Raw genomic sequence first — 6,898 nt, forward strand, 5'->3', positions numbered from 1 at the left:
ACCGATAACTCATCAACTTATTTATTTTTTATTCCTAAGCTAAAAACACTGTTGTCAATGAGTAATCTTACTCATTTTTTACCGAAATACCAATTAAAATATGACTCCATTTGTTCATTCATTATTGAAAAAAAATTGTTCGGGACTTCTTTGAGTTCCAGGGAAAGGAGAAATAATTAGCCTGACATGAGGTTTTCATGCGTAGCTTAACAATCCCTAAATCTTGATTTTTTGCGTCGGCAAAATACTTAACTAGGTCAGAAGCTAATCCTTTTTGATAGGCCACAGAAAAATGATACATCCCTCGATAAATCATTTAAGAGTGAAACACGTTCAATTGGCACTCCTAATTCATCCGCAACGGCATCTCCCAAGTCTACCAAAACCGCATAAAATAGCCAAGTAGCCCAGATTTGAAGCTGGATTCCGTTGGACGAACCTGTCCATAAATAACTTAAATTTAGGAGTCTCTTTACTATACAAAATGCCTCTTCAATTCGCCAGCGTCTTTGATATAAATCTGCTACTACATAGGGGGGCAATATTTCGGGGTTTTGGACACTTGTCAGATAAGAACGCCAGGAGTTTTTTGAGCGGATTTGTACTAATCTTATAGTCAAAGTTGGTGTGTTTTTTGTCCCTGCACCTATCTGAATTATCTGGTCTTTAACCTCATAAGTATTGGTTAATACCCGCTTGACTTGATAAGATGCACCTTTCTTGATCCGAGTAATAAATCCAATTTCTTGCTCAATTAATTTTGACCAAAAAGCGAAGTGATAGAATCCTAATTCCAATAACAGCAAGGTTTTTGGCTTAACTTTTTTTAGTAAATCTTCTTCCCAATGAGTATCTGCTTGTTTCGGATTTTCCCAAAACCAAATTTCTTCGGGAAGATGAGTTACTAGGTCTATAATTACTCCCATTTTTCCGGATAATTTACCAATTGGAACATCTGATAAACTTTCTAGTTTACGAAATAATGCTTCTAATGTTGAGCCGTCAGCTATCCAGATATTTTCAAAGTTTTTTAAGGCAAATTGTACGCTATGTGGTAATGGTCTCGATTTTCTCATCAACCATTTTTGTCGAAAATGAGGTAGTAATTCTTTAAATACTTTTTCAAATAAAATTGATGGAAAAGTTAAAAATCTCGCTCGACAATGCTTGTTGACTAATTTCTTGTGGCTGACACCATAAAAATCCTTCTTTATTTAATAATCTGGTTAATTCTGTTACTCCTGGTACGGATCGCCATAGTAAACTGGCGGATTGCTGCCATCATTAATGGTAGTGTTAGAATTCTATCTCTTAAATTTAGTTGGCGATAAAAAGTTTTTTGGGCCGCCATTGCCGGAATTAATAAATCTTCCAGGTAATTCGCGATCGCTTCAGTTTCTACTTGGGGACGATTTTTTTTCTTTGCATGATCTCGGTTGATTCGTTTTTTGCTAGTCATAACTGGTTTAATTATGGCTCAACTGCTTGCCCGGTCAAGGTTTCATCCTATTTTACCTTTTTTTGTCTACCCCCTTGACAATTTGCACTTTTTCTTAACTTGTCACAAATGATGTGGGGTTGGCTTAAACTTACTATTCTGTCCTCTATACTCTGTTTGTTATTTTCAAATAACCAGAGTTGTTGGCGATAGACTTCTGTGAGGACTAACAAAGTTTTATACTGCTTGTGGCTCACACTTTTTAGGGTGGCACCTGATTCGATTAGCTGTTCAATATGAGCGAGGTTTCTTTTGATATATTGCAGTTGTTTTTTAAGGGCTTGGATTTTTTTGTTTCGTTTAGGTCGTCGTTGTTTGGCTACTGCTAAGTAGTCTTTCCTGGCTATTTTTCGGTAGGTTCTGGTTTTTTTTGTGATTTTTTCTTTGAGGGATTTATAGAGGATGTCGATAATTTTTTCGGTATGAACTCTAGCCTTGTTTAATAGTCCTAAGTCCGTCGGATAGCTAATGTCTGCTGGGGCACAGGTCGCGTCTATGATTAATTTTCCTTGATTGGTTGATTCATTTTTTTCGTCCGAATCCTTTTTTTTTTCTGGCGGTTTTGGGGTGGTTTCGCGCATTTTTTCCACCATTCGTTCGTTCACTTTCTTGATTAAATTCGCACTGATTCGCTGCCGAAAGTGGATGGCGGGGTGATGGGTCAAATGGGGGTTCATTACTGTAAGTTGATTGACCGATAAAGTATTGCAGGTATGGGTTTTCTCGGATCTGTTCTACTGTTTCTATGTCGCTGATTCCCAGCTTTTCTTTAATAATTAATGCTCCTAATGCCATCCTAAAGGATTTGGCGGGTGCGCCCATTTCGGTCGGGAAATTTTCCGCATAATCTGATTCAAATTCCGACCAAGGAATTAGTTGGGTCATTTTTACCCAACGGTTGTCAGCAGACAACCTTCCTCCAAAGGGAAGTTCAAAGTCGGATGGGGGGCTTGGGGCAAGCTCAACTTTTCTGTACACGATCACAAATGGTGATGCACGGGTTTTGAGCCATTATACCTGTTTTTCTTGCACCCTTATACCATTTTTTTAAAGATGTGATAGAGATAAAGAATGTAAAATCCAAGACCATCCGGTGAGAAAACCAATGACGCGATCGGTGAAAGATGCCAAAATTTCCTGGATTTTTGTGCGGAGTTCGTCAAGATTACTAAACACCGACCAAGCTAAAAAATCTTTGAGATATTCCCACACTCTTTCTGTGGGATTTACTTCTGGACTTGCCGGAGGCTGAAATAGTAAAATGATATTGTCTGGTAATTCAGATGAGCTTAAATTATGAGCGGGTGCGTTATCTACTTGAATGATGTGTAATTCATGAGGATATTGTATTGACAAAAGTTGTAAATATGCTTCAAAACAAACTTTGTCTAAATGCGAAAACTCCCCAAAAAAACTTTTTCCCGTAGGGATCGATACTGCGCCATACAGCCAAAAACACTCTTATTTCCATTGATGCTTTCCTCGTGGCTTTACGCCGGAAAGCGTCAGCTTACGCCGACTTTATTGTATGCAGCCCTATCCGCGTTTCATCACTACACCAATAAGTGACTTTTTTATATTTGTTTACTTGAGGTAAAGCTTTGTCTAGTAAAGGTTTTATCTGTTGATGGAAGTTATTTTTAAATTCAGTAATTGCCGTAGATTTCTGAGAAATACTGCGAGGTCTGGGAATTTTTAATTTACTTTTTAATTCCCATCTTACTAAAGAATAGACAGCCGAGTAACTACTGGCTATTCCTTTAATCAACCAGAGCCAAAGATGAACTTTTTTATAACTCTTAAATCCTTCTGGGTCTCTCAACTCTTGTTGCAAGGTCGCTGCTATTTCAACTGAGAACTTTTTTGGGCTACCGAAAACCTGCCTATTTTTTAACAAATTTTCCAGACCGCCCTTTCTATATTGGGAGAGCCAGCGATGAATCGTTGCCTCACTTTTACCTAAAACTGTGGATACTTCCCGAACAGTTTCTACTTGTTTTGACTGAAATAAATAAAGCATTTGAACTTTATTATAAGCTAGTATTTTTTTTTGTTGCTTGAGGATTTCTCGCAAACCTTCTACAGATTCTGTAATTTTTATATGAGGACGACCCGACATTGTAATGCTCTCCTTGACTTTTTACACAAGTCTATCACATCTTTAAAAAAATGGTATTACTACTTTTTTGGTCGGAAAACCCATACACTGTTTACTTTTCTCACTGATTCAGCAAGCCCTAAGTAAGTAGACAAAATTAATTACCTAATTTTTCCCAAATTCTCGCAGCGTTTAACAAGTTTGATTCTCCTGATTACCCTAGCTTATAGTGGCGCTATATTTCAAGGTGAAACCCTCAAAAATATGGGTCAACAAAAAAACAAAAAACCCGGAGCAACCAGGTAGAAAGATTCATGACTAAAAAAGTAACAGCAATCTTCTGTTCCAGAAGTATTAGCCAGTTTTGCCATCACGCGAGCGAGGCTAAATTTCCGACCTAGAGGAATTCACAGTTTTCTGGCGAGGTGGGGGCTCGCTCAGCTTTTCGGTACACGATCGCTAGCGGTGATGCAAGGGTTGTGCCCTATTTGATCTGTTTTCCTTGCCTTTGACTTTCGATCGAGCAATTGTCCAAGATATGGGGTGTAACCTTTTTGCACTTATTCAGTAACCCCTACTTAGAGAGTTAATTAGGAACCTGAGACTCAAGAAAAAACAGTCCTAGAAGGACTGGGCTGATATCCCCTTAATCTTTGTCATTCAGGAAGTGGGAGGAGCGCTCAATCTTAGGAGTATTTCTGAAGTAGTAAATCTATAGGAAGACCAAACCCCAAAAAAGTAGCGAGCTGCCACCACGGCTGCAAGCAATCCTAAAAGCAGAAGTGTAGCTTGAATATCTTGCACCAGACAATTCACTTTTTCACCCCAAAGACCGTAGCTAATTGCAGCATAGAAGCCAAGGTCATTCAGGGCAACTGCGACGATCGCTCCTAGCAATCCTGCGGTAGAAAATCCCACCCATAATCCAATGCTAGTCCAAAGAAACCGCAAGAATTGGCGGAAAGCTGGATATTGAACTTTCCCGATGGCCAACAGAGCTGACTCAATTCCTGTATTGCAGAGTACGCGAGGCCAAATGCCAAGAGCTAGGATCGGCAACATCCAAGCAGCCTGAATATACCTCTGGTCATACAATATCTGGTAGTCCTATTTAGTAAAGGATAGAGAAAAAGCAGACATATTCAACAACTCGAAGGCTCAGAACGAATCAGTGCATTGTAGTGATGGATGAAATTCCAGATTGCGCCAATATGATTGTCTAACTTCTTAGAGAACGATAATGTCCTTCTTACTAGCCGTGACACTCGTTGCCGCAAAGTGTTGTTGAATCGTTCTATGTAACTGGTCAATCCACTGTCCTTGCCTACGGCTTTTCGGACGTTTGCTCGGCAGTGCTGTTTCATAGGCCTGCCAGTAATCGGTATAGATGACGGCACATTGTCGGTACACAGGCGGCAGCGAGGCCCATAATGCCCTTGCAGCATCCCCAGAACGATCGCCGATATAGCAACCGACAATCTCACGGGTTGTGACATCTTGGGCAAGCCACACCCACTGCTTGTTCCCTTTATCATCCACGAAGGACCACAACTCATCCATCTGCACCGCTAGTTGTCCCTGGGTTTTGGGCTTTACCTGCACTTGTTGCGGCACAGCAGCGTAGCAAGCGTTGACATATCCTTGCAACCAGTCCTCCGACACTTCCATCACACGGGCGATTCCGGCCAGGGGAAGTTTCTCCAATAGCAAGCGATCAATCATCGCTTTACGGTCTGGGTCAATCGGCTTCCACTGCGGATTCTCAACGAATTGACGACCACAATCACGACATTTGTAGTTTTGTTTTCCCCGGCGGGTCGTGCCGTTCTTCATGATGTCATCAGAACCACAGCTTGGGCAGAGTAGGTAAAGTTTCACGGCGCAAAAGTGAGACATACAACTCCATGCTAACTATTTTTCTCTATCCTTTACAAAATAGCACGACCCAATATCTTAATCGCGACATCCGTTCCACTAAACTTACCCATAGCTACCCAAATCTCTACATAGCTAGACATGGGTGATTTTGGTGTTAACTTCCTGTTTCACAGTAGCGACAACATGACTGTTGTCGGGTTTGTCTACTCTCGCCCGTGCTGATGCGGTGGAACTCACCGCCTTCTCAGAACGTTCCGGTACAAAAATACCTTCAAACCAACGTTCTATGATTAAAGTCAGTGAAGGAGTCGCCTCCTTCACTGCTCTCCAAAACGGAACGTGATAGTTTCCCATCATTCCGCTCCTCAATAAAACGGCTGTTGTCATCAGTACGTCATTACCAACATATCGTTTTCCCAAACCCAAAGGCTTGGTTCCACTGGTGGCTTAGGTTTAGCACTTTTGCAGCTAGATTTGTTACCGAGACTACCATCATTGGCAGTCTTTGTGTCATGGCAATGTCGATGAAGTAGTTGCCAATTATCATACGATTCCCTTCCACCTTTCGATTTGGGGATGATGTGGTCAACTTCTATCGAATCTCCATCTTTGAAGTAGTTATCGCAGTGAGCGCATTTCCCTTTTTGTCGCTTGAGTAATTTAGCCACTCTTACGGGTATTTCGGGGTGTACTCCCATTCTTGAACTCCAATACATCCAGTCCCCGTCATAGGGTGATGCCATCCCTTTTACTTTTACATAGCGCTTTATTTCGGTGGAGCTATGTTGTATTAGCATTAGAGGATTGTTACCCTCTCCGGTTGCGAACACCCAGTTATTGCTTTCTACGGTTTTAAAGTATTTGCGGCTTATCCACTTTTTGCTTTTATTGCTATGACGATGGCGACCCCATTTCATGAGCTTCCAATATACTAGATTCTTCAGCCTATCAAATACTCTTTGGCTGACGACAGTTGAGAAGTATTTACACCAACCCCTTATGATAGGATTGATTTTCTTAATTAAAGTCGCTTGGTTTAATCCTCGCGATTTATTTATTACTTCTGCAACTTTTCTGTAGTGTCTTTTCTGACTTTCCTTGCTGGGGGTGATAATAGTCTTAAAACCTAATAATCCGCCCCTACTTCTTTTTCCTGAATTGTGTTTTCCGACTGGGAATTGCCTGATGTTGAACCCTAGGAAATCGAATCCGGGTTCTTCATCCTCTAATTTATTCAGGGTGTGGGCTAATCTTGTCTTGCTTGGTTTTAATTCTAACCCAATGCCACTTAACCACTTCTCAATTTCCAACTTGCAGAGTTTTATGACTTCTAAGTCCTCATGAAGAAGTCGGGTAAAGGGATTACATCGCTGTAACCCCCTCCCCTCAAAACCGGACTTGTACCTTTGGGCACATCCGGCTTA

At 40.9% G+C, this 6,898-nt stretch carries 4 protein-coding genes and 3 pseudogenes; all 7 read right to left on the reverse strand.

What is annotated here, in order from left to right; translation table 11 throughout:
- Nucleotides 1–114: 114 nt before the first annotated feature.
- The 7 genes and pseudogenes from QT990_RS11150 to QT990_RS11180 all read right to left on the reverse strand — a co-directional run bounded on the left by QT990_RS11150 (nucleotide 115) and on the right by QT990_RS11180 (nucleotide 6,784).
- Nucleotides 115–1,459 (reverse strand): annotated as a pseudogene (locus QT990_RS11150) (IS4 family transposase).
- 110 nt (nucleotides 1,460–1,569) lie between these two features.
- Nucleotides 1,570–2,476, reverse strand: a pseudogene (locus QT990_RS11155) (IS5 family transposase); the annotation flags it as partial.
- 69 nt (nucleotides 2,477–2,545) lie between these two features.
- A pseudogene (locus QT990_RS11160) lies at nucleotides 2,546–3,617 on the reverse strand (IS630 family transposase).
- Between the two features lie 639 nt (nucleotides 3,618–4,256).
- Nucleotides 4,257–4,658, reverse strand: coding sequence for a hypothetical protein (locus QT990_RS11165; protein ID WP_333301294.1), 402 nt, complete (start codon nucleotides 4,656–4,658; stop codon nucleotides 4,257–4,259).
- 80 nt (nucleotides 4,659–4,738) lie between these two features.
- Nucleotides 4,739–5,492, reverse strand: a protein-coding gene (locus tag QT990_RS11170) for an IS1 family transposase (protein ID WP_333465248.1) whose coding sequence is annotated in 2 segments (ribosomal slippage) — nucleotides 4,739–4,924 and nucleotides 4,926–5,492 — 753 coding nt in all. Because the reading frame shifts where the segments join, the coding sequence is not laid out codon by codon here.
- Nucleotides 5,493–5,606: 114 nt separating this feature from the next.
- On the reverse strand, nucleotides 5,607–5,861 hold the full coding sequence (locus QT990_RS11175; protein ID WP_333465249.1) for a hypothetical protein: 255 nt from the start codon (nucleotides 5,859–5,861) through the stop codon (nucleotides 5,607–5,609).
- On the reverse strand, nucleotides 5,861–6,784 hold the full coding sequence (locus tag QT990_RS11180) for a group II intron maturase-specific domain-containing protein (protein WP_333465250.1): 924 nt from the start codon (nucleotides 6,782–6,784) through the stop codon (nucleotides 5,861–5,863). The genes QT990_RS11175 and QT990_RS11180 overlap by 1 nt, the downstream gene beginning before the upstream one ends.
- Nucleotides 6,785–6,898: the final 114 nt, after the last annotated feature.

This window comes from Microcoleus sp. T3_B1 (assembly GCF_036700445.1).
Classification (GTDB): Bacteria; Cyanobacteriota; Cyanobacteriia; order Cyanobacteriales; family Microcoleaceae; genus Microcoleus.